Source organism: Acidithiobacillus sp. AMEEHan (genome assembly GCF_030996345.1).
In the GTDB taxonomy this organism is placed as follows: domain Bacteria; phylum Pseudomonadota; class Gammaproteobacteria; order Acidithiobacillales; family Acidithiobacillaceae; genus Igneacidithiobacillus.
Genome location: NZ_CP118747.1, coordinates 643,177 through 663,018, shown reverse-complemented (window position 1 = coordinate 663,018; position 19,842 = coordinate 643,177). Strand labels below are relative to the sequence as shown.

21 protein-coding genes and 1 riboswitch are annotated in these 19,842 nt (G+C 62.9%); of the genes, 1 reads left to right on the top strand and 20 read right to left on the bottom strand.

Translation table 11 applies throughout. The annotated features are described in order from the left end of the window. Positions 1-3: 3 nt before the first annotated feature. Genes ORD17_RS03400 through ORD17_RS03385 form a run of 4 tightly spaced genes read right to left on the bottom strand, consistent with a single transcriptional unit; the run spans position 4 to position 4,589 of the window. A complete protein-coding gene (locus ORD17_RS03400) occupies positions 4-1,497 on the bottom strand; it encodes a nickel-dependent hydrogenase large subunit (RefSeq protein WP_308389492.1) in 1,494 nt (497 codons plus the stop codon). Continuing rightward, the gene (locus ORD17_RS03395) at positions 1,494-2,957 is read right to left on the bottom strand and encodes a proton-conducting transporter membrane subunit (RefSeq protein WP_308389491.1); all 1,464 of its coding nucleotides are present in this window, start codon (positions 2,955-2,957) and stop codon (positions 1,494-1,496) included. Before ORD17_RS03395 ends, ORD17_RS03400 begins: the two co-directional genes overlap by 4 nt. Before the next feature lie 3 nt (positions 2,958-2,960). After that, positions 2,961-3,641: a hydrogenase gene (locus ORD17_RS03390; RefSeq protein ID WP_308389490.1), complete on the bottom strand. Its 681-nt coding sequence runs from the start codon at positions 3,639-3,641 to the stop codon at positions 2,961-2,963. 9 nt (positions 3,642-3,650) lie between these two features. Continuing rightward, entirely contained in the window at positions 3,651-4,589 is a 939-nt protein-coding gene (locus ORD17_RS03385) for an NADH-quinone oxidoreductase subunit H (protein WP_308389489.1), read from the bottom strand. A gap of 51 nt (positions 4,590-4,640) precedes the next feature. Next, positions 4,641-4,702: riboswitch (Fluoride riboswitch) on the bottom strand. Positions 4,703-4,827: 125 nt separating this feature from the next. Between ORD17_RS03385 and ORD17_RS03380 the strand changes: the two genes are divergently transcribed. Then, positions 4,828-5,067 (top strand): hypothetical protein, encoded by a 240-nt coding sequence (locus ORD17_RS03380; RefSeq protein ID WP_308389488.1) that lies wholly within the window; start codon positions 4,828-4,830, stop codon positions 5,065-5,067. 18 nt (positions 5,068-5,085) lie between these two features. Here the strand turns inward: ORD17_RS03380 and ORD17_RS03375 are convergent, their stop codons facing one another. The 16 genes from ORD17_RS03375 to ORD17_RS03300 all read right to left on the bottom strand — a co-directional run bounded on the left by ORD17_RS03375 (position 5,086) and on the right by ORD17_RS03300 (position 19,763). Continuing rightward, positions 5,086-6,285, bottom strand: a complete 1,200-nt coding sequence (locus tag ORD17_RS03375) for a hypothetical protein (protein ID WP_308389487.1) — start codon at positions 6,283-6,285, stop codon at positions 5,086-5,088. A gap of 78 nt (positions 6,286-6,363) precedes the next feature. Next, complete coding sequence (locus ORD17_RS03370) at positions 6,364-7,698, bottom strand: proton-conducting transporter membrane subunit (RefSeq protein WP_308389486.1); 1,335 nt, start codon at positions 7,696-7,698, stop codon at positions 6,364-6,366. Then, positions 7,688-9,133 carry an NADH-quinone oxidoreductase subunit M gene (locus ORD17_RS03365; RefSeq protein ID WP_308389485.1) on the bottom strand — a complete coding sequence of 482 codons (1,446 nt, stop codon included), beginning with the start codon at positions 9,131-9,133 and terminating at the stop codon, positions 7,688-7,690. Before ORD17_RS03365 ends, ORD17_RS03370 begins: the two co-directional genes overlap by 11 nt. Beyond that, positions 9,130-10,995, bottom strand: coding sequence for an NADH-quinone oxidoreductase subunit L (nuoL, locus tag ORD17_RS03360; protein WP_308389484.1), 1,866 nt, complete (start codon positions 10,993-10,995; stop codon positions 9,130-9,132). The genes ORD17_RS03365 and nuoL overlap by 4 nt, the downstream gene beginning before the upstream one ends. Beyond that, on the bottom strand, positions 10,988-11,302 hold the full coding sequence (locus ORD17_RS03355; protein ID WP_308389483.1) for an NADH-quinone oxidoreductase subunit K: 315 nt from the start codon (positions 11,300-11,302) through the stop codon (positions 10,988-10,990). Before ORD17_RS03355 ends, nuoL begins: the two co-directional genes overlap by 8 nt. Then, positions 11,295-11,789, bottom strand: a complete 495-nt coding sequence (locus tag ORD17_RS03350; protein ID WP_308389482.1) for an NADH-quinone oxidoreductase subunit J — start codon at positions 11,787-11,789, stop codon at positions 11,295-11,297. Before ORD17_RS03350 ends, ORD17_RS03355 begins: the two co-directional genes overlap by 8 nt. Next, on the bottom strand, positions 11,786-12,289 hold the full coding sequence (gene nuoI, locus ORD17_RS03345; protein ID WP_308389481.1) for an NADH-quinone oxidoreductase subunit NuoI: 504 nt from the start codon (positions 12,287-12,289) through the stop codon (positions 11,786-11,788). Before nuoI ends, ORD17_RS03350 begins: the two co-directional genes overlap by 4 nt. Next, entirely contained in the window at positions 12,286-13,257 is a 972-nt protein-coding gene (nuoH, locus tag ORD17_RS03340; protein ID WP_308389480.1) for an NADH-quinone oxidoreductase subunit NuoH, read from the bottom strand. The genes nuoI and nuoH overlap by 4 nt, the downstream gene beginning before the upstream one ends. Continuing rightward, on the bottom strand, positions 13,245-15,200 hold the full coding sequence (locus ORD17_RS03335; RefSeq protein WP_308390043.1) for an NADH-quinone oxidoreductase subunit G: 1,956 nt from the start codon (positions 15,198-15,200) through the stop codon (positions 13,245-13,247). The genes nuoH and ORD17_RS03335 overlap by 13 nt, the downstream gene beginning before the upstream one ends. Beyond that, the gene (locus ORD17_RS03330) at positions 15,161-15,520 is read right to left on the bottom strand and encodes a 2Fe-2S iron-sulfur cluster-binding protein (RefSeq protein ID WP_308389479.1); all 360 of its coding nucleotides are present in this window, start codon (positions 15,518-15,520) and stop codon (positions 15,161-15,163) included. Before ORD17_RS03330 ends, ORD17_RS03335 begins: the two co-directional genes overlap by 40 nt. Next, a complete protein-coding gene (locus tag ORD17_RS03325) occupies positions 15,513-16,103 on the bottom strand; it encodes an NADH-ubiquinone oxidoreductase-F iron-sulfur binding region domain-containing protein (RefSeq protein WP_308389478.1) in 591 nt (196 codons plus the stop codon). Before ORD17_RS03325 ends, ORD17_RS03330 begins: the two co-directional genes overlap by 8 nt. Continuing rightward, positions 16,082-16,774 carry a hypothetical protein gene (locus tag ORD17_RS03320; RefSeq protein WP_308389477.1) on the bottom strand — a complete coding sequence of 231 codons (693 nt, stop codon included), beginning with the start codon at positions 16,772-16,774 and terminating at the stop codon, positions 16,082-16,084. The genes ORD17_RS03325 and ORD17_RS03320 overlap by 22 nt, the downstream gene beginning before the upstream one ends. Further along, a complete protein-coding gene (locus ORD17_RS03315) occupies positions 16,771-17,271 on the bottom strand; it encodes an NAD(P)H-dependent oxidoreductase subunit E (RefSeq protein ID WP_308389476.1) in 501 nt (166 codons plus the stop codon). The genes ORD17_RS03320 and ORD17_RS03315 overlap by 4 nt, the downstream gene beginning before the upstream one ends. Next, a complete protein-coding gene (locus ORD17_RS03310; protein WP_308389475.1) occupies positions 17,246-18,928 on the bottom strand; it encodes an NADH-quinone oxidoreductase subunit D in 1,683 nt (560 codons plus the stop codon). Before ORD17_RS03310 ends, ORD17_RS03315 begins: the two co-directional genes overlap by 26 nt. Then, a complete protein-coding gene (locus tag ORD17_RS03305; RefSeq protein ID WP_308390042.1) occupies positions 18,928-19,407 on the bottom strand; it encodes an NADH-quinone oxidoreductase subunit B family protein in 480 nt (159 codons plus the stop codon). The genes ORD17_RS03310 and ORD17_RS03305 overlap by 1 nt, the downstream gene beginning before the upstream one ends. Then, positions 19,404-19,763: an NADH-quinone oxidoreductase subunit A gene (locus ORD17_RS03300; RefSeq protein ID WP_308389474.1), complete on the bottom strand. Its 360-nt coding sequence runs from the start codon at positions 19,761-19,763 to the stop codon at positions 19,404-19,406. The genes ORD17_RS03305 and ORD17_RS03300 overlap by 4 nt, the downstream gene beginning before the upstream one ends. Positions 19,764-19,842 lie beyond the last annotated feature (79 nt).

The window sequence follows — 19,842 nt, the reverse complement described above, 5'->3', positions numbered from 1 at the left end:
CTCCTAGCGATCGCAACCGGCAATGGTCAAGCCAAAGCTGGCTTCATTGATGGCATAGTCCATCATGTTGGTGTCGTGCACCGTCAAGGGAAAGACCCGCCAATTGGAGAAAGAAGGCGACTTGATCTTCACCCGTTGCAATTTTCCATCTCGAATCCGCACGGCATAGAGCAACGACCCGCGCGGGCTCTCGGCCCAGCCGAGACCTGCTCGTTCCCCAGCAAGCGCGGTGCATTTGGCGCATACTGGGCCGGACTTGAGGCGTCCACTCGCCTGGACGAGCAGGGCGAAGGCCTCGCGCAGGGATTCCGCGCGCACCTCCGCGCGGGCCATGGCATCGCCTTTTTCCCGTACGGGCACGTTGAAGCGCAGCCTGTGGTAGGCAGCGTAGGGGTGATCGCGACGCAAGTCGCGATCGAGGCCGGAGGCGCGTGCGACAGGGCCGGTAGCTCCCTGGTCGAAGGCGGCCTGCCGCGGCAGCACGCCGGTACCCATCAGGCGATCGAGATGGCTGGCGGTGTTCTGCAGCCGTTGCAGGTAGGCATCGGCCTGGTGGATGAGGGGCTCGAGTTCGTGGGCCAGATGCTCGGCGGCGATATCCCGGCGCAAGCCTCCCACACAGAGCAGGCTGCGCAGGAAGCGGGAGCCGGTCAAGCGGCCATTCAACTGCTTGACCCGCTCTTCGAGGAGTAGCCCCTCGGCCGAGGCCACCTTCAGGGTCGTGGTCTTGGCGAGGAGTCCAAAGTAGTGAAAATGATTGTACAGGCGCTCGAGCTCCGCGAGGATGACCCGCAGCAACTGGGCGCGCAGGGGTACCTCGATCCCCCAGGCGGCCTCCACCGCCTGACAGTAGGCGAGGGCGTGACAGGCGCTTCCTACCCCGGAAACACGCTCGGCAAAAAAGACCCCCTGTTCCGGCCGCAGGCCAGAAAAGCGCTTCTCCAAACCGCGATGCTTGTAAAACAGTCGCGGGTGATAATGGAGGATGGCCTCGCCGATATAGGAGAAATGAAACTCCCCAGTTTCGACGAAGTCGGCGCGCACCGGCCCCCAATAGAGGTCTTGCACCTGATCGTTGCGCAGCTCTGGCATGATGGGGGGCGCATAGCTGCCATGGAGACGACCACTGTCCTCCGTGGGGCCGAGGGGCGGGACAGCAACTTGGTAGCCCTCGTGGATGAACAGGGGATAGGGCTCGGGGTGGTCGATGAATTCGAGGCCGCCGAGCTCCTGCATTTCCCGCTCATACCAACCGAGCAGCGGGACGCTGCGGGCTAGGGAAGGAATCTGCTGCTGTCCGCGCAGCTCGAGCAGCAGAAATTGGTGGTTGTCGGGACGGCTGAGGAGATAGCGCAGTACACAAAGCCCGTCCTCCCAGTCGTGCCAGGCGCAGAGAAAGCGCATTCCTTGCGCCAGACAGTCCCGTGCCGTTGCCTCGAGTTCGCCGGGTTGCAACTGGCGGATTTCCGCTACGGAAGAGAACAGGGTATCGCTCATGGGGCCACCCGGAAGGCGTTGGCGAAGAAGCTCCACAGGCCCTGTGGCCACCAGAGGCCGAGGACGAAGATCGGCACGAAGGCCAAGAGCATAGGCAGGACATTCCAGAAGGAGAGGCGAAGCTTGGGCTCGGCATCGGCTTCTGGCTCCGGCCCCCAGATCATGCGCCGGAAATGGTTGAGGAAGGCGGTGAAGATAAGGATCAACAAGACGGCCATGACCCAGACCGCCCAAGGATTGGCGCTGCCGATGCCGCCGCGCAGGATGGTGATTTCCGACAGGAAAAGACCAAAGGGCGGTGCCCCGGTGATAGCCACGGCGCCCAAAAGCCAGACCCCGCCAGAGAAGGGATAGTAGCGCAGCACCCGGCGCATTTGACTCATGGCCTTGGTATGGTAGGCGCGCATCATGTTGCCGGCACCAAAGAACATGAGGGATTTGGTCAAGGAGTGATTGATCATGTGATACATGGCGCCGGCAAAGGCGATCGGTCCGCCAAAGCCGAAGCCGATGGCCAAGACCCCCATGTGCTCTAGGGAAGAATAGGCGAGCATGCGCTTGGCGCCATCTTGCCGCACGATGAAGAGACCCGCCACCAGTAGGGAGACTACGCCGAGCACGAGGAGGGCGGTATGGCCCAAAACTCCATAGCCGCCGGCATCCACGATGGAAAGAAAACGGTAGATGCCGAGCAGGGCGATGTTGAGCAGGGCGCCGGAAAGCATGGCCGAGGCTGGTGCCGGGCCTTCACTGTGGGCATCGGGCAGCCAGGTGTGCATGGGGGCGAGACCGACTTTGGTGCCGAACCCCACCAGCGTCAGCAGAAAGGAAAAGAACAGCAGTACTTCCGGTACCTTGGGCGCGGTGGCGCGCAGATTCGCCCAGGTCAGGGCATAGGTCGGTCCCAGGCTGAAGGTGCCGCCCCAGTAAAAGAGGATGATGCCCAGCAGTGCCAGGGCAAGACCCGCGGAGACCACGATGAGGTATTTCCAGGCGGCCTCGATGCATTCCGCCTCGCGCTCGAAACCGACCAGGAAGGCGCTGACGATGGTGGTGAAATCGATGGCGATCCAGAAAATGCCGGGGTTGTTCATCACGGGTGCGATGAGCATGGTAAGGGCAAAGCCCGCCTGCAGCGCATAAAATGTGTGCAGGCGCGGCTCTTCTTCGGGAAGTAAACGCATGTAGCCGATGGCATAGATCGAGGCCAGGAGATACACGACGCCAACGCAGAAGAGCACCCAGGCGCCCAGGGGGGTGAGCAGAAGATACTGCGCCCCGCCCACCCAGGCCCGGTTTGGGGCAAGTACCAGGATGGCAAGGGTCAGGGCAAAAACGGCGATGGCACTGAGTAGATTGAGAAACTCTGCCCAGCGCGGACGCCGGATCGCCAGGATGGCGACAATGGCCACGCCGGGCACGATCCAGAGGGTGGCGATCAGAGCGTCGAAATTCGCCATCCTTCACCCCACCAACTTTTGCAGGCCGCGGCTGCTGGTGGTCCCAGCATGGCTTTGCAGGTAGCGCACCAGCATGCCAAAGGCCATGACGATGGTGACCAGATCGAAGATGATCACCAACTCGAGCAAGGCCGGCATCCCGGGAACGATAATCTGCGAGCCGAGAAAGATCCCGTTCTCGATGACCAAAAGGCCCAGGATGTGGCTGATGGCTTCGGAGCGCAGGATCATCATCAAAAAACCGATGAGCTTGAGACTGAACATGCAGGTCAGGGCGAGAACGGCGATGTTGTCGGCGAGATTCAGGGCAATGCCCAGGCGCCGCGCCACTTCGTAGGAAAAAATCACCAGGGCCGCCCCTAGCAGCATACTCGACGAGGGCTTGAGCAGAGGCGTGAATTCGCGATTGATGTTCAGGCGCTTCACCAGGCGCAGCACCAGATAGGGCAGGAGGGTGCCGCGAAAAAGCGCCGAAAGGGCGGCGATCAGGTAGAGCTCCGGGTAGTGCCCGTAGTAGCCGATGGAGGCGGAAATCGCCGCGATCACCCAGGATTCCGCAGAAAATGCGTAGACGTGGTTTTTCAGCCAGTGCGAGCCGAGCATCACGAAAGACAGCACCAAGGCGAGAATCGCCAGCAGGCTGAAGAGAGAACTCGCCAGAGGACCGAGGTGGAATATGAGCATGGCTGGCTCCTAGAGTTGATCCGCCACGATGGCGAGCACGGCAAAGAGGAAGGAAAGGGCCAGCGGCTCCTGGTAACGATAGAAACGCAGGCGCGACTGCACCGTGTCCACCATCACCATGAACAGCCCCACGGCGCCATATTTCGCCAAGATGATCAGCAGTGCGAGCAGCACCGAGCCGAGATCGCCGCTCATCGACAAACCCCATGGGAAGAGAAAGACATTGAGAAAAATGGTGTAGAGGATGAACTGCTTCATCCAACTCGCCCACTTCAGCAAGGCCAACAGGGGCCCCGAATATTCCAGAATCCGTGCCTCATCAATCATGTAGATTTCGTAGGGAATGGTGGAATGGATCGGTAGGCGATCGGTTTCCACGGTGAGGAGAATGAGGAAGGCAAAAATCAGAAAGATATGTGCCGGGCTCCAATAGGCCACCGGGTTTTGCGCCAGGAGGTGGTTGGCCACGAAGGGCAGCATGGAATGGTCGAGAAAGGTGATGCCGACAAAGACTAGGATCAGCGTCGGCTCCGCCAGGATGCCGAGCATCACCGCCCGGCTCGATCCCAGGCCGCCAAAGGGTTGCCCGGTGTCGAGCCCGGCCAGCAAGATGAAAAAGCTCCCCAGGGTCAGGATCAGGCCGCCGCCCAGGATGTCTCCCATGTCAGAGAGAGGCAAGGGGAAGTTGGTCAGCACCGGGATGAGCATGGGCACGATCATCATCGCCACAAAAGCCACCACGGGTGCGGCGAAAAAGACCCAGGTCGCCGTTTCCGGCACCAGTTGTGTCTTGTGAAAGAGTTTCCAGAGATCGCGGTAGGGCTGAAGGATGGACGGACCTTGGCCGCGCTGGACCTTTTCCTCCATCTTGACGATGAACCCGTGCAGCAGGGGTGACAACAGCAAAACCGTCAAAACCTGCGCCACCTGCAAAAGGATATCTTTCAATCCGCACCTCCCCCTGTCCTGTTGACGACATACTACCGCCCCGTTTTGCGGGGTTGGGTAGAAGTCATTAGTCACGGGGACGGTTCCAGGCGGACTTCATCGCCTTTTTTTATAAGGTAGTTTTGCCCTACTGGTTTGTCAACGACGGCTGCTAGCGAAGCAGCGCTGTTCCGAAAATCGGCAGTTTTCGATCTTTTACAGGCTTGGCGCCGAGCAGCCGGAGTATCTTCCTGATTTTGTGGCAGAAACCGACGACACCATCCTCATGGCCGAAACCAAGAAGCGCGACGATCTCACAAGCGAAGAAGTCCAGGCCAAGGCCGCGGCGGCTGTGCGCTGGTGCCAGCACGCCAGCGAATACGCGGCAAAGGTGGGCAGCAAGCCTTGGGAGTACATTCTGGTGCCGCACGACGAGATCGCAGAGTCTAAACGCCTGGCCGACTTCCGACGCTTCCAGGTGCATCCCGGCGCTGAATAGCGCTGGCAACTGCGCCGCTCAGAAAGCCCAATGGCCGGAAGTGAAAAAAGCGGACTGCAGAAAGAGTGCGGCGGCACTGAGGGACAGGACGGCATATCCCCAGCGGGGACGCCATTGCCAGAGTTGCCCCCCCAGCAGAAAGACGGGCAAATTCAGATACAGGAGCCGGTAGGTGGAAACCGGTCCCTGGGATGCGCCTTGAAACCACAAATAGGCGCCAAGCAGCACCAACGTGATCCAGGCCCAGGCCCAGGCGCGGCGCCAGGCAAAATAGAACAGCGCAAGCAAGTTGACAGCAAGGACGCAGGCATTCATCAAAAAGTAGACCGAACGCGCTGGGTTGAGAGCGGTCACCTCCCCCGCCAAGGCTTGCCAAAGGGGGGTATAGTCGGCACCCAAGAAGGGGTACAGGTAGACAATGTTGGCGAGCTTTTGTAGCGGTGATAATTCACCCAAATACGAAGCATGGCCGTGGATGAAGGCGAGCGGGGCGGAAAAAGCCACATACTGATAAACGATGAAGGCGATCAGCCCGCTGCTAGCGAGAAGCCCGAGGAGCATTGACCCGCCCAGGCTCCGCCAGGATCGATCCAGCCAGCGCTGCCAAGCCAATATCACCCACAGGGCAAAGGCAAAGAACACCATCAGAGGGCCGCTCGCGCTTCCCAGTCCCAGCCAGAAGGCGCTGTGAACAGGCTTTTCCTTTTGCCAGGCAAGCAGTGCCAGGAGCAGCAGGGTATTCATCAGGCCGGTGGGATAATCGCTGGCAAAGAAAAACGCTCCGGGATAGAGCGCATAGAACCAGGTGGCAGCAGCGGCCGCAGGTTCTTCCAGATTCTCGCGGGCAAAGCGATAAAAGAGGAAGATCGACAGAACTCCTGTTCCTGCCGCTAGCCAGATCCCGAGGTCGGCGAGGGGGAAAAGGGGCAGGATCTTCCCCAGTGCCGCCAGGATCAGGGAGTACAGCGGGAAAAACACGATGTTCTGCCCGACCGGCGAGCCCGGCATATACTGGTACCCGTGCTGCGCGATATCCAGGTACCACTTGGCGTCCCAGTTGACGAGGCTCGCCGTCAGCGGCCCAGGCACTGGGTCGAGTCCCCGACTGAAAAAATAATAGCCGCAAAACACCCCGAACCAGATCAAGCATGCGGTGACGAAGCTGATGCGTAGGCGCGGGAAGAGGTCGCGATAGGTTGAGAGTTTCAGGATCTTCATCCGGACGTACAGGCTGTCTCGGCTTCTAACATGGGAATGTATGCGACTATGCAGTATCTACCTCGTCCTGCCAATCGCTCATCTCCCCAGAAACAGAGGAATCAGCAGCCAGCCAAGACCGAGCAGCAGCATCCCGGCAGCCGCATAGATGCGGAGGATGGCAGGCTGCCAAAGGGCCAGACTGCGTTGCTCCTGCGGGTGACGCCAGAGGCTTGGCAGGTAATAGGCAAAGGACAGGGCGCTGCCAAGGATGAGCACGATGGCAAGGCCCCAGAGCTGGGCGTGGATGTCGGCGACCAGGACGCCAAGCTTCACAAAAAAGCCCAGGGTAGGAGGCATCCCCGCCAGGGACAGCAGACTTACGGCGAGCAACCCCGCCGCCAGTGGCGCTTGCTGGCGCAGATGACGCCAGGGAATTTCGTCGCTGCCCTCGGGCAGACTGAGCAAGGGTCCAAAGACCCCCATGTGCATCAGGCCATAAACCAGGGCGTAGAAGGTGGCGATGATCAGGCCCAGGGGACCGGCGGCGAGGGCGGCGAAGAAATAGCCGGCATGGGAGACCGCCGAATACCCCAGCATGCGGCGGAGGGAGCCGGTGCGCCAGGCAAGCAGGTTGCCGACGACGATGCTGAGTACCGCCAAGGCCAGATAAGGTAGGAGCCAGGTGCCAGAAACCCCGGCGAGATTGATCAGGACGCCCATGATGGCGACCTTGCCCACCGCGCCCAAGTACAGCACCGCGGGGGTTGGCGCGCCGGCATAGATATCTGCCACCCAGGCGTGAAAGGGTGCGACGGCCAGCTCGAAACCCAGAGCAGCGAGGACGAGGATGAAGCCGAGGCGGGCAGCGAAGGTGCCGTTGATCGGTCCCAATGGCGGGTTCAGGGCGAGGTCACCATTGCCCAGGTAGATCAGGGCGATGCCGAGGGCAAAGAGGGCTGAGGCCAGGGCTGCCAGCAGGGCATATTTCATCGCCGCTTCGAGGGCGCGGGAGGACGAGCCGGGCCAGACGAAAAGGGCAAAGAATGGCAGGACCTGCAACTCCAGACCAAGGAAAAGACCAAGGAGTTCATCACTGCCGACCAGCAGAAGCGCCCCGAGCAGTACACTCAGGCAAAGCCCAGTAAAGGCCCCGGGCATGCGCTGCAACAACGGATGGTGGGCGAGGAGCAGAAAGAGCACGGCACTGGCTAGACCCAGATAGGTGCCGAGAATGCTCGCGCTGCTGTCCCAGTAAAAACCTTGTCCGAGATCCAGGCGGCCATGGAGGACCAGGGCGGTGGCAGCAAGGCTGCCCAGTGCCCCCCAGTAAGGGGCAAGGCGCCCGAGGCGCGGGTGCAGGTCGAGGAAAAAGGCAAGGAGGGCGGCGACGGCCACGGCGATCGGCGCCCACAGCGTTGCGCTAATGACCATGGGCACCCCCGATCAGCAATGGGCTGTGTACCGGCAGGAGCTGGGCAAAATGGCTTAGCAGGCTTTGGCTCCCCAGGCCGAGATAGAGGCTTGCCACCCCCAGGAGCAAAAAAATCCACCATTCCCGTCGCCCGAGATCGGCGATCTGCCCCGGTAGTCGTGGATTGATCTGTCCCAACATGCTGCGTTCATAGGCGCGCAGGAAGACCACCAGATTGACGATCATGCCCAGGGTGGCGATGCCGGCCCAGACCGGCAGAACGCGGAAACTGCCCAAAAGGGTCAGAAACTCGCCGGGGAAGTTCCCCAGCCCAGGCAGGCCCAGGGCCATCAGGAAAAACAGCAGGGTCCAGGCACCGAAGCGCGGCATGCGACGAAAAAGCCCGCCCAGACCTTCCCAGTTGCTGTCCAAGCCCCGCGCCTCGAGCACGGCCAGCACCGTAAAGAGACCGGCGGCGAGAATGGCGTGGGCGATGCTGAGAAAAAGCGCGCCGCGCCAGGCTTGCTCCTGTAGGGCGAAGATCCCGACGGCAACGAGGTTCATGTGGCTGACACTGCTATAGGCGACGGTCTCGCGCAGCTCGCTGGTGCTGAGGGCGAGAAAGGCGCCGTAGAGGGTACCGATGGCCGCCAGGATGATACCGGCGGGGCTGAAGAGTAACGCCCCCTGCGGCAGCAGGGGCACGGCCCAGTGCACCAGCCCGTAGACGCCCGCCAGCACCGTCGCCCCGGAAAGAAAGAGGGCAGCGGCGGGGGCGCTTTGCACATAGGCCCCGCGCGCCCAGCCATGCAGAGGGAAAAGCGGGAGTTTGACCCCTAACCCGGCCAGCATTCCCAGAAAGAGCAGCAGCTGGATTGGCCCGGAAAGATCGCTGCCACTCAGCTGTAGCCAGGAAAAATCATAGACCCCGGTGCTATGGCCACGATTGAGATAGATGGGCAGGACCGCCAGCAACAAAAACAGCGAGGCGGTCACCGTATACAACAAGAATGTCAGGGCGGCACGTCGGTCTTTCTGGCCGCTACGCAGAATCAGCCAGGCCGCCGCCAGGGCGACGATCTCGTAAAAAATGTAGAAGTCGAGGAAATTGTTGGCAAAGAAGGTGCCCATCAGGGCCCCCTGCAGGACCGCTAAAATCCGCGCGAGGTGCAGATATTCGTCATGGCGCCATTGCACGGCCAGGGCGACGGGCAGGAGCAGGGCGGTCGTCAGGGCAAAAAGATCCGCCAAAGGATTGGCCTGCAGCTGCCACAGGGCGCCGAGGAGGGGAAGATGGAGGGCCGTCACGGCAGAAGGATCGCCTGCCAGCAGGGGAATGCAGAGCAGGATCTCCGCCAGCGCGCCCGCAATCGTCAGGGCAAACGCCGAGCGCTGCGCCAGACTCAGCCAAAGGGCAATGCCCCAGGGTAGCAAGACCAGCAGCGAGACGATCATAGCGGCCAGCTCCATATCAGCAGCAGGAGCAGCAGCAGGCCGGCGATCATGCTCACGGCGTAACGGCTCGCCAGCCCATTTTCCCCACGGGCCAAGGCAGAAGCCGACAGGCGCAGGCCGTCGCGTAACCCCCCTTGGGCCAGTGCCTGCACGCCCAGGTTCTCGACGCCGCCGCGCAAGAGCCTAGCAAGGGCATAGAAAGGGGCGGGAACGACGCGCAGGATGGTGCCGTCGATCCACCACCCGCTGGCCAGAAAACGCCAGCGGCTGAGTCCGCGTCCGTCGCGCTCACGTCGCGCTGCCCAGTAACCGAGGGCGATACCCAGGAAGGTGGCCAACGCCCCCACCAGGGTCAACAAGCCTCCCTCCAGCCCGATCGGACGCGGCGGTAGACCCAGCTCGGGAGCCAGCCAGTGCACCCAAAGATGGGGTCCAGGCCAGCCGGGCGGAAACTGCAACCAGCCGATGCCGATGCTTGCCGCCGCCAGGATTGCCAAGGGGATCTTCATTCCCCAGCCCATCTGGTAGGGTTCTTCCAGTTCCGAGGGTTTGCCTTCAAAGACCAAAAAATACAGACGGAAGGCGTAGCCGGCCGTCAATACCGCGCCGCTCAAGCCCAGGGCGTAGGGAACGCCGCCACCCGCCACCAGGAAGCTGGCGTTGATGATCGCGTCTTTGCTGTAGAAGGCGGCGGAAATCAGGGGCACGGCGGCGAGCGCGAAGATGCCGGCGAGAAAGGTCCAGCGTAGAAAAGGCTGGCGGTATTTGAGCCCGCCCATGTGACGGATGTCATGATCATCGGCGTAGATCAGGATGATGGCGCCGGAGGCCATGAACAGGAGGGCTTTGAAGCAACCATGCACCAGCAGGTGAAACAGCCCGAGACTAGGGGCACCGATGCCCACGCCCATGAACATATATCCGAGCTGACTGATGGTGGAGTAGGCGAGGACGCGCTTCACGTCGACTTGCGCCAAACCGCAGGAAGCCGCAAAGAAGGCGGTCCAGGCGCCGAGTACGGCAATCACCTCGAGCATGCCAGGGACGGCAGCAAAGAGCCCCAGCAGGCGAATACAGAGGTAGACACCGGCGGTCACCATGGTCGCCGCGTGAATCAGCGCGGAAACGGTGCTGGGGCCGGCCATGGAATCCGGCAGCCAGATATGGAACGGGAACTGCGCCGATTTTGCGTAGGCGCCGATCAGGATCAGAATACTCGCCGCCAGCAGGAGGGCGGGCGCAGGATGCGCCGCGACCAGAGGCAGGAGGGAAGTGATGGTCAGGGTGTGGTACTGGGCAAAGAGCAAAAAGATGCCCAGCAGTAGCGTGGTATCACCGATGCGGGTGACGACGAAGGCCTTGCGCCCCGCCCAGGCATTCTCTGCCTCGCGGTACCAATGCGAGATCAAGGCGTAGGAGCACAGACCCACGGTCTCCCAGCCCAGATAGAGCAGCAAGAGATTGTTCGCCATGGTCAGGACGAGCATGCCGGCAACGAAGAGATTGAGATAGAAGTAATACCGTCGCTCGCCGTAGTCGCCGCGCAGATATTGCTGGGAAAACAGATGAATCAGAAAACCGACGAAACTGGCGATGGAGATCATCACCAGGCTCACGTCATCTACCCGTAGGGTCACATCGACACGGAAATCCCCCACCGCCATCCAGGTCCAGAGGCGCTCGAGCAAAGCTGGTTGGGTGCCAGGGCCGAGCCAGATGGCGAGTACCACCAGGGAAGAGAAAAAGGGCATGGCGGTGGCCAAACGTCCACACCAACGTGGCCCGAGCTGCTCGCCAAAGAGGGCGTTGATCAGAGCACCCAGGAGGGGGAAAGCAGGGATGAGAAAGAGCCAGTCAGTCATCCTGCTCCTCCCGTTCGCGCAACAGGCGCAGGCCATCGACGTTGAGGGTACCGAGCTCCCGACGCACGCGCAGCAGCAGGGCGAGGCTCGGCGCCAGGGCCGCGCCGCTCAAGGCCATGATGAAGAGAGCCAGCACCTGACCGCTGATGGCGTGCCAGCGCGCACCCCCGGCAAGGGCGACCAGCAGAGCGGCGTTGAACAACAGCTCTGCCCCAAGCAGCCAGAAGACCAGGCTGCGGCGCAGCAGGATCAAGGTGAGACCGACAAAGAAGAGCAGGGCGGCGGCAGCCAGGGCGATCTCAATCATGCTCCTTCTCCCCGGCGTGCAGGACCAGTACCGCGCCGATGACCACAAAGAGCAACACCGCCACTGCTTCGCTCCACCATAGGTTAGGACCGAAGAGGGCACGCCCGAGCAAGACCGGTCCCAAGGCATGGACTGCCGCAGTGATGGGCTGCTGTTGCCAGATCAGGGCCGCCAGCGCCAGGGCGAAGGCCAGCAGAAGCAGCGCGCCCAGGGGCCAGCCACTGCGCCAGCTCTGGCGCGCCGCGGCGGCGCGGGCTTCGGGCCCGATCAGCATGAGCGTAAAGAGGAAGAGCACCAGAATGGCGCCTAGGTAGAGCAGGATCTCCATCGCCGCCAAAAAAGGCGCGCCGAGCAAGTAAAAGAGGATGGCGAGGATGCCCAAGGCGGCGGCAACGGCGATCACCCCGTGCATGGCGTCGCGCAACAAGAGCACGCCCAAGAGCAAGGCAGCCAAAACGACGAGCAAGAAAAATCCCAGAAAGATCATGGCAGGTTGCTCCGCGGATCGCAGTGTACTGGCTTGGGGAGGGCTTGGGTCCGCACGCCGGCGTGCGCGTAATAGCGGTATTCCGGATGCTTGCCGGTGCCCTCGATGAGCAGGGCCTCCTTGTGGTAGACGAAATCGCCGCGCTCGGTTTTGGCGAAGGCATATTCCGGCGAAAGCTGTATCGCCAGGGTGGGGCAGGCCTCCTCGCAAAGCCCGCAATAGATACAACGCGCGAAATTGATGCGAAAGCTCTGGGCAAAGCGGCGGCCATCGGGTCGATCCGCGCCTTCCAGGGCGATGCACTGGGTCGGGCAGACCGCCGAACAGAGTTCGCAGGCGACACAGCGCTCCTCTCCGTCGGGATCGTGGGTCAGTACTGGCCGTCCCCGCCAGCGCTCGCCCAGTTTGGGCTCCTGCTCCGGGTATTCCAAGGTGTCCCGGCGCCGTAGCTGCCGCAGCGTCGTCCACAGACTCGCCAGCAGGCCGCGCCAGAGACTCATAGCGTCCCCCAGAGGGCGGCGGCAATGGCCGTCAGCAGCAGATTGAGGATGGACAGGGGCAGCAGGGCGTTCCAGCCCCAGTGCAAGAGCTGGTCGTAACGCGGACGCGGGAGGCTGGCGCGCAGCCAGAAGAAAATCCCGATGACAACCCCGGTCTTGAGCGACATCCACAACCAGCCCGGCAAGCAGGGACCGCTCCAAGCACCCAGATAGAGCAGGCTGATCAGGGCGGCGATGAGCACCAGACCGAGGTATTCTCCCAGGAAGAAATAGCCAAAGCGCATGCCACCGTACTCGGTGTGATAACCAGCGACGAGCTCACTCTCCGCCTCGGCGAGATCAAAGGGCAGGCGTTGGGTCTCGGCAATGCCGGCAATGAAAAAGATCAGAAAGCCAAGCGGCTGATAGACGATCAGCGGAACCGGCTGACCAGCGGCACCAAGCCCCTGCAGGGCGAGACTGCCAGCGAGCAAGACCAGAGCGAGGAGGGCGAGGCCCAGCGGTAGTTCGTAGCTGATCAATTGGGCCACGGCACGGATGGCGCCATAGAGGGCAAATTTGTTGTTGGACGACCAGCCGCCGAGAAATACCCCGTAGACATGCAAGGAGCTCAGGGCCAGGATGAGCAGCAGGCCGATTTCCCAATCCCCGGCCCAGGAAATGCCCGGGGCCAGGGGCAGCACGGCAAAGCCGGCCAAGGCACTGAAGGCGACCAGAATCGGGGCCGCTCGATAGAGAAGGCCGCTGGCAAAGGGTGGCACGAAGTCTTCCTTGCAGAGCAGTTTCACGGCGTCGGCCAAGGCCTGCCCGACCCCCAGCGGTCCCAGACGGTTGGGGCCCAGGCGATTTTGCAGCAGGCCCAGCACCCGTCGTTCGGCAAAGACGAGAAAACCGGCGATGCCCAGCAGCACCAGCAGGGTGACGAGCATGGCGACGATTTGCGCAAAGAGCAGCATCAGTCCAGCCACTCCGGTTCGACGCCGTCCCCCGGGCGTAGACCCAGGAAAACGAGTTCGGCGCGCGGGATGGCGAGGACCTCCGCCGCCATGCCGGGCAGCGCGCGCAGTGGCAGGGTCCGACTCGTACCATCGGCGGCGCGTAAGCGAATGTGTCGAGCATCTTGCTGCCCAGGAGCGATCCAGGCGGCGCGCGCAGGCGCCAGGCTGTGCAGCTCGCGGGCGGAGTCGGCGAGTTCTTCCTCGCCGTAATGGCTGAAACGGCAAACACTCCAGCCTTGGTCCGTGGCGCGGGGCGGAGGTGCCGAGTGCAGACGGAAGCGGGCGCGCAACTCTTCGGGCAGAAACACGCCGGGATCCCCGGGCCGGGGTGCGGCGCGCAGCAGAAAATCACGGTAGAAGCGCAGGCGCTCCTGCCAGCGCTCGGAAAGCTCGAGGCGCTCGGCCAACGCACGGCACAGCGCCATGGGGCTGGGCAGGACCTCTTCGCGCAGGGCACCTCCTGCCGCCAGGGGGAACGGCCCCAGCTCCGGGCGCCAGCGGCGCTCTTCACGTGCCGGGGTGTAGGCCGCTGCCGCCGCCTGCAGCCGCCCCTCGCCGTTGTAGTACAGCCCCGGGCGCTCGCTCAAGGCGGCGCAGGGCAGGGTCAGCCAGGCACCGTCCCAAGAGAGACTGTGCCGATGATCGATGAGACTAAGGTCGATGTCGCCGTGGCGCCGCCACCAGGGCAGATCCATTTCCTGAGGATCCTGGCCGAGGGCCAGCAGATGGTCGCAATCATTCCCGGCAAGGGCGGCACGCAGACGGCTGGCGTGACCATCGACCGCGTAAAAGGACGCGCCCGGAAGGTTGGCCTGGCGATAGACTGGCAGGATGCCGCTGCCATCCGGCCAGGTGCCGATTTCCCGGCGCAACAGGTGCAGCAGCTCCGGTCCCACCGATTCCGTATCGATGAGCAGCAGGAAGGGCCGATGATGGCGTCGGCCGAGCCAGTCCCAGGCAGCATCGAGCAGGTCCGCCGGGGGTAACAGATGATCCTCGACGGCCAGCGTTGCAAAGGCGCTGGGCAGGCAGCGCAAGAGGCTGATCGCCGCGCCACGTCGCTGCGCCTCGCGCAGAAACAGGGGCAGGGTCGGCGCCACTCGCTCCACCGCGCCGATGACAAGGATCTCCTCATAGCCGGGAATACTGGCCGGCGCCGGTGGTCGCGGCAGGGCGAGGATCTCGCGCGCCTTGGCCTCTTCCCAGGGCTCGAAGAATGCGGCAAAAGGCGCATCCAGTACGCGCGCCAAGGCAAAAAGGGCCAGATTGCTGTCGAGATCTTCGCGCGGCGAGCCAAGGAAGGCAGTACGTCCTTCTGCCAGACGTGCCGCCAGGCGGTCGAGGACGCCATCGAAGTCCTGGCTGCGCCCGCCGGCCTGGGCCTGCCGCGGTCGATTTTCGGCGGCAACATAGCGAAAACCGTAGCGTCCGCGGTCACAGAGAAAATACGGATTGATCTCGGCATGGGGCCGCTGGCGAACACGCCGCAGGCGCCCGCGGGCGGCGCCGGGTCTCGTATTGCAGCCGAGGCTGCAATGGGGGCAGATCCCGGTGCTTTCCTCCAGATCCCAGGGGCGCAGGTAGTCCTGGTGATAGACCTTGTCGGTAAAGACTCCGGTGGGGCAGACTTCGGCAAGATTGCCGGCGAGCGGGCTTTCCAGCGGACCATCCTGGAGGCGACCAAAAAAGACCCGATCCCGGGAGCCGAACACGCCAAAATCTTCTCCTCCTGCCAGATCCTGGTAGAAGCGCACACAACGGTAGCAGGTGATGCAGCGATTCATTTCCTGCCGAATGAGCGGCCCCAGTTCCTGACTCTGGTAGCGGCGCTTCTCCGCTTCGTACTCGCGGTAGGCGTGACCGCTCGCCACCGTCATGTTCTGCAGATGGCACTGGCCGCCTTCGTCGCAGATCGGGCAGTCATGGGGTGGTTGCGCATCAGCAGCTCGCTGATCAGCTGATGTTCGTGCTGTACTTTGGCTTCTGCCCGCCCCAGTTGCAGATCGCGGCTGGCGGGCAGCAGGCAGGCCATGGTCAGGCGCGGCGGGTGTTTGCCGTCGTGGGGGTAGACCATGACCCCGCACTGGCGGCAGGCGCCCAGGCTTCCCAGGGCGGGATGAAAGCAGAAATAGGGGATGCTGCTTTCCTGCCGATGTTCGAGGAGGGCCTCGAGGACATTTTGCCCCGGAATGAACGGGATCGCCTCGCCATCCAGATAAAAGACCTCAGCCATGGCGCACCGCATAGGGGCAGTGCCCCGCTTGCACATGGGCCGCAATCTCGTCGTGGAAGATCACCATCCCCGACAACAGTGGCATGAGGGCGCCCGGGGCTAAGGCGCAGAAGCTGTTGGGGGCGATCTCCTTGCCCAGAGTTTCGATTTTTTCGAGATCGCGCATTTCGCCTTCTCCTTTTTCGATCCTCTCCAGTAACCATAGTAGATAGGGAAGGCCCTCGCGGCAGGGGGTGCAAAAACCGCAGGATTCGCGGGCATAGAAGCGCGTCGTGGCGATGAGGAAATCGAGGGGACAATGCTGGTCGTCAAGGACGATGCAACCACCGGTACCCAGGCGCGAGCCGATCTTGGCCATGGCATCGAAGTGCATGGGAGTGTCGAAATCTTTGGGCTCCACGAAGGGCGTCGAGGCGCCGCCGGGCAGTACGCCGCGAATTTCCCGCCCCGGCAGCGGCCCGCCCGCATGGTCGTGGAGAATCTCGCGCAGGGTCGTGCCCATGGGCAGCTCAAAGACCCCTGGATTCTGCACCGGCCCACAGACGCTGTAGAGCTTGCTTCCTACCCCCCGTTGACGCCCCATCCTTGGTAGGCCTCGACGCCTTCGCGCAGGATTCCCGGGAGCTGGGCAAAGGTCTCGGCATTGTTGACGGTGGTGGGCTGCTGCCAGAGCCCCTTTTGGGAGATGTGCGGCGGTTTTTTGCGCGGATTGGGGCGACGTCCCTCGATGGCGTTGAGGATGGCGGAGTCCTCTCCGCAAATGTAACGTCCGAGGGAGAGATGGATGTCCAGTTGCAAGCGGCCCGCTGGCAGCTGCAGCAATCGCGCCGCTTCGGCAGCGGCCAGGGCGCGGGCGAAGACCTCGGCACCGGCCGCATATTCGCCCCGGATGAAAATGACCGCCTCCTGCACCCCCAGGGCATGGGCGGCGATCAGCATGCCTTCGAGAATCTGCTGCGGGGCACCAAAGAGCAGGGCGCGATCCTTGAAGCTACCCGGCTCGGTCTCATCCAGGTTACACACCAGATAACGGGGCTCCGGGGCATCAAGGCCGCGCAGGCGCCATTTCACACCGGTCGGGAAGCCCGCTCCACCACAACCGCGTAGTCCGGATTTTTCCACCAGGGCAACGAGCGCCTCCGGGGTCATCGTGAGGGCCTTCGCCAGTCCTTCGTAGCCCCCCACGGCGCGATAGGCGTCGAGACTGGCGGGATTGTCGTGGTCAAAGAGTGCGCTGAGGGGCCGGATGTTCATGACTCGCTCTCCCAGTCCCGGAGTACCTGGCGCAGGTCCTCACTGCTGAGGGGCGCGATTGTGTTCTTGCCATCGACAAAAGCCGCTGGCGCGCGGTCGCAGAGGCCGAGACAGACATGTGGCAGGACGCTGTAGCGGCCATTGCTCTGGCCGATGGGCACGCCGCTGCGCTCTGCCGCCATCTGCAACAAACTGGGGGCTCCGGCGAGATGACAGGCGATACTGTCACAAATGCGCAGCACGTGGTGTCCGGGATCCTCGCGCAAGACCAGGGGATAGAAGGTGCAAAGTTCCTCCACCCGCACCGGGCTGATGCCACAGAGGCTCGCCACCAGATGCAGGCGGGGGTCATCGATCCAGCCGTATTCTGCCTGCAGGATGCGCAACAGGTCGCAGACCGCCGCCTCGGGATGGTTGCCCGCATGTTCCACCGCCTGCCGCAGGCGGGCGAGCAGGGCTTCGGGGATGCTCTCAGCGGTCGAGGTCGGCGAGGACATAATCCAGGGATCCAATGCTGGCGATGAAGTCGGGGATGGCGAGGCCCTGCCCGAGCTCGGTGATCATCTGTACGTGTGGGAAAGATCCGGTGCGCACGCGCAGGCGCTGCGGGCGCGGACCGCCATCGCTGCAGACGAAATAGCCGAGCATACCCCGTGCCGATTCCCCCAGGCCCAAGGCCACCCCCGCCGGCGGACCGAATTCCGCCGCCATTTGCTCGAAGTGGTGGATCAGGGTCTCGATGTCTTGCAGCGTGCGTTCCTTGGGCATGAGTGCCGTGGGGGCGTCGTGCGCGAGCACCGGGCCGTTCGGCATCCTCTCGACTAGCTGGCGCAGCATGCCGATACTTTCGTGAATCTCTTCCAAGTGCAGGGCAGTGCGGCTCCAGGCATCGCCATCGGTGGCGGTGGGCACGGCAAAGCGCAACTGCGGATAGAGTCCGTAGGGCTCGGTCTTGCGCAGATCCCAGGCGGTGCCGGTGCTGCGCAGGACGATACTGGTGGCACCCCAACGCTCGGCCATGATGGGATCCACCTTACCAATGCCGCGGGTGCGGGCGCGAAAGATGGCGTTGTCGATGCTGAGCGACTGGGTATCGCGCAAGCCTGTTTCGACGCGGTCGAGCACTGACCGCAGCTTCTCGCGCCAGTCTTCCGGCAAATCTGCGGCGACCCCGCCAATGCGAAAGAACTGCGGATGCAGGCGCCCGCCGGTGAAGTCTTCGATCAAATCGAGGAGCAGGGAGCGGTCGCGGAAGGCATAGAACGCCGGCCCCATGGTGCCGAGATCATTGCCATAACTGCCCAACCAGACCAGATGTGACTCGATGCGGCAGATCTCTGCCAGCAGGGTACGAATCCCCTCGGCCCGCTCCGGCACCGTGATCCCGGCCAGGGTCTCGACGGCACGCAGGTAAGGCCACTCGCCGAGCACGCCGCCCAGGTAGTCGACGCGATCGGTATACGGGATGAAATTGTGGTAGCTGTGTCCTTCGGCAATCTTCTCGACGCCGCGGTGGTGGTAGCCAATATCGGGATCGACACTCAGCACGCGCTCGCCACGCAGACGCAGGCGGTAGCGCAGAATGCCATGGGTGCCGGGATGGTGGGGGCCGACATTGAGCAGCATCTCGCCTTCACCAGGAGCATCTTCGGGATTGTAAACGGCGAGCTGCTCCTGTACGCTGCCGCGCTCAACGCGCAGCGGCGGGCGTTCGGTGGCACGGATGGGCTCGGCTTTGCGCAGGGGATGCCCTACCCAATCGGGGCTGAGAAGAAGGCGGCGCAAATCAGGATGGCCGCGAAAACGGATGCCAAAGAGGTCATAGACCTCCCGCTCATACCAGTTGGCCGCGGGATAGATTTCCGTGCAGCTCGGCGCCTCCTCGCCCGCCAGGGGCACGCGCAGACGCAGCCAATCGCCGGGCTGCAGGCTATGCAGGTGGTAGACCAGGCAGAGTCGGCTTCCCGCCGTAGTTTCCTCTTCCCTCGCCGTCAGGTCGAAGAGAAGGCGCATGGCTGGTGTGCGCTCCTGACGGAGGTAGGCCAAGGCGGCAAGGATCTGGCTTTCCGGCAGCCAGAAATCCGGCAGCTCATCCCGCGCGTCGCCGGCAGGATGCGCGGCGAAGCGGCGCTGCAGAATCTCCGCCAGTAGCATCAGCCCTCCCTGGCCAGGACCCGGGCTGGCCGCTGGCGTATCTTGCGCTGCAGGAGTAGCAGCCCATCCATCAGCGCCTCGGGCCGGGGCGGACAGCCCGGCACGTAGACATCCACCGGCAAAATCTGGTCGAGCCCCTGAATCACGCTGTAAACGTCGTACATGCCGCCAGAATTGGAGCAAGAGCCCATGGAAATGACCCACTTGGGTTCGAGCATCTGCTCATAGATTTCAACGATCATCGGCGCCATCTTGGCAAAGACGGTACCGGAGCAGATGAGGACGTCGGCCTGGCGTGGCGAGCTACGGATCACCTCGGCGCCAAATCGTGCCAGGTCGTGCCGCGGGGTAAGCGCCGCCACCATCTCGATGAAGCAGCAAGAAGTACCAAAGTTGAGCGGCCACAGGGAGCCGGCGCGGCTCCAGGCGATGATCTCATCCAGTCGCCCGGCAAAGAAGGCCAATGGTCCACGCTTCATGTCCACCGCAGGCCTCCCATCGCCCATTCGTAGAGCCAGCCCAAGGCAAGAATGACCAAGAAGCCGATCCCGCCCCACAGTGCCGCCGCCGGCAGGCCATGAAAAGCGACCGCCCAGGCATAGAGAAAGGCGCCCTCGAGCTCGAAGACCAGAAAGGAAACTGCGAGCAGGTAGAATCGAACGGGGGTGGCGGGATGGGTAGCCGTGCTGACACCGAGGCCGCTTTCAAAAGGGATGTCCTTATTGTGATTGGGATGCCGACCGCCGAGGTAGCTGGCCAGCATCAGTAGCCCGAGCAAGAGGCCCAATGCAAGCAGGGCAAATATGGCAACGGCGACGGCATGGTGCAGGGGCATTCGGCTCTCCTTGCGACTATGCTAAGAGTATAGTCGAAGAAACCTCGCATCGATCGTAGAACGGCCCAGTCGGGCTTCC

Coding starts and splice junctions, on each gene's coding strand:
- ORD17_RS03305 (WP_308390042.1), bottom strand. CDS start 19,407: ATGAAGCGTGGACCATTGGCCTTCTTTGCCGGGCGACTGGATGAGATC.
- ORD17_RS03375 (WP_308389487.1), bottom strand. CDS start 6,285: ATGAAGATCCTGAAACTCTCAACCTATCGCGACCTCTTCCCGCGCCTA.
- ORD17_RS03390 (WP_308389490.1), bottom strand. CDS start 3,641: ATGCTCATATTCCACCTCGGTCCTCTGGCGAGTTCTCTCTTCAGCCTG.
- ORD17_RS03330 (WP_308389479.1), bottom strand. CDS start 15,520: ATGGCTGAGGTCTTTTATCTGGATGGCGAGGCGATCCCGTTCATTCCG.
- ORD17_RS03310 (WP_308389475.1), bottom strand. CDS start 18,928: ATGCTACTGGCGGAGATTCTGCAGCGCCGCTTCGCCGCGCATCCTGCC.
- ORD17_RS03370 (WP_308389486.1), bottom strand. CDS start 7,698: ATGGTCATTAGCGCAACGCTGTGGGCGCCGATCGCCGTGGCCGTCGCC.
- ORD17_RS03355 (WP_308389483.1), bottom strand. CDS start 11,302: ATGATTGAGATCGCCCTGGCTGCCGCCGCCCTGCTCTTCTTTGTCGGT.
- ORD17_RS03395 (WP_308389491.1), bottom strand. CDS start 2,957: ATGGCGAATTTCGACGCTCTGATCGCCACCCTCTGGATCGTGCCCGGC.
- ORD17_RS03400 (WP_308389492.1), bottom strand. CDS start 1,497: ATGAGCGATACCCTGTTCTCTTCCGTAGCGGAAATCCGCCAGTTGCAA.
- ORD17_RS03365 (WP_308389485.1), bottom strand. CDS start 9,133: ATGATCGTCTCGCTGCTGGTCTTGCTACCCTGGGGCATTGCCCTTTGG.
- ORD17_RS03350 (WP_308389482.1), bottom strand. CDS start 11,789: ATGATCTTTCTGGGATTTTTCTTGCTCGTCGTTTTGGCTGCCTTGCTC.
- nuoI (WP_308389481.1), bottom strand. CDS start 12,289: ATGAGTCTCTGGCGCGGCCTGCTGGCGAGTCTGTGGACGACGCTGCGG.
- ORD17_RS03325 (WP_308389478.1), bottom strand. CDS start 16,103: ATGGGGCGTCAACGGGGGGTAGGAAGCAAGCTCTACAGCGTCTGTGGG.
- ORD17_RS03300 (WP_308389474.1), bottom strand. CDS start 19,763: ATGCCCCTGCACCATGCCGTCGCCGTTGCCATATTTGCCCTGCTTGCA.
- ORD17_RS03315 (WP_308389476.1), bottom strand. CDS start 17,271: ATGTCCTCGCCGACCTCGACCGCTGAGAGCATCCCCGAAGCCCTGCTC.
- ORD17_RS03320 (WP_308389477.1), bottom strand. CDS start 16,774: ATGAACATCCGGCCCCTCAGCGCACTCTTTGACCACGACAATCCCGCC.
- nuoL (WP_308389484.1), bottom strand. CDS start 10,995: ATGACTGACTGGCTCTTTCTCATCCCTGCTTTCCCCCTCCTGGGTGCT.